Consider the following 1580-nt stretch of genomic DNA (forward strand, 5'->3'; position numbering starts at 1 on the left):
CTTCGGGTAACGAGTAAGAATCACAATGATTTTAAACTGAAGAGTTTGATCATGGCTCAGATTGAACGCTGGCGGCAGGCTTAACACATGCAAGTCGAGCGGTAACAGGTCTAGCTTGCTAGACGCTGACGAGCGGCGGACGGGTGAGTAATGCATAGGAATCTGCCCGATAGTGGGGGATAACCTGGGGAAACCCAGGCTAATACCGCATACGTCCTACGGGAGAAAGGGGGCTTCGGCTCGCGCTATCGGATGAGCCTATGTCGGATTAGCTAGTTGGTGGGGTAATGGCCCACCAAGGCGACGATCCGTAGCTGGTCTGAGAGGATGATCAGCCACATCGGGACTGAGACACGGCCCGAACTCCTACGGGAGGCAGCAGTGGGGAATATTGGACAATGGGGGCAACCCTGATCCAGCCATGCCGCGTGTGTGAAGAAGGCCTTCGGGTTGTAAAGCACTTTCAGCGAGGAAGAACGCCAGGGAGTTAATACCTCCCTGGAAAGACATCACTCGCAGAAGAAGCACCGGCTAACTCCGTGCCAGCAGCCGCGGTAATACGGAGGGTGCAAGCGTTAATCGGAATTACTGGGCGTAAAGCGCGCGTAGGTGGCTTGATAAGCCGGTTGTGAAAGCCCCGGGCTCAACCTGGGAACGGCATCCGGAACTGTCAAGCTAGAGTACAGGAGAGGAAGGTAGAATTCCCGGTGTAGCGGTGAAATGCGTAGAGATCGGGAGGAATACCAGTGGCGAAGGCGGCCTTCTGGACTGATACTGACACTGAGGTGCGAAAGCGTGGGTAGCAAACAGGATTAGATACCCTGGTAGTCCACGCCGTAAACGATGTCGACCAGCCGTTGGGTGCCTAGCGCACTTTGTGGCGAAGTTAACGCGATAAGTCGACCGCCTGGGGAGTACGGCCGCAAGGTTAAAACTCAAATGAATTGACGGGGGCCCGCACAAGCGGTGGAGCATGTGGTTTAATTCGATGCAACGCGAAGAACCTTACCTACCCTTGACATCTACAGAACCCGGAAGAGATTCCGGGGTGCCTTCGGGAACTGTAAGACAGGTGCTGCATGGCTGTCGTCAGCTCGTGTTGTGAAATGTTGGGTTAAGTCCCGTAACGAGCGCAACCCTTGTCCTTATTTGCCAGCACGTAATGGTGGGAACTCTAAGGAGACTGCCGGTGACAAACCGGAGGAAGGTGGGGACGACGTCAAGTCATCATGGCCCTTACGGGTAGGGCTACACACGTGCTACAATGGCCGGTACAAAGGGTTGCGAACTTGCGAAAGTAAGCCAATCCCAGAAAGCCGGTCTCAGTCCGGATCGGAGTCTGCAACTCGACTCCGTGAAGTCGGAATCGCTAGTAATCGTGAATCAGAATGTCACGGTGAATACGTTCCCGGGCCTTGTACACACCGCCCGTCACACCATGGGAGTGGACTGCACCAGAAGTGGTTAGCTTAACCTTCGGGAAAGCGATCACCACGGTGTGGTTCATGACTGGGGTGAAGTCGTAACAAGGTAGCCGTAGGGGAACCTGCGGCTGGATCACCTCCTTAAACGATGCGTCA

1 rRNA gene is annotated in these 1580 nt (G+C 54.9%); it reads left to right on the forward strand.

Annotated features, from left to right (window positions below):
- Positions 1-33 precede the first annotated feature (33 nt).
- Positions 34-1568 (forward strand): 16S ribosomal RNA (locus ACT3XD_RS19515).
- Positions 1569-1580 lie beyond the last annotated feature (12 nt).

The sequence above is a fragment of the Halomonas sp. AOP7-B1-5 genome, assembly GCF_052353045.1.
Classification (GTDB): domain Bacteria; phylum Pseudomonadota; class Gammaproteobacteria; order Pseudomonadales; family Halomonadaceae; genus Vreelandella; species Vreelandella colorata.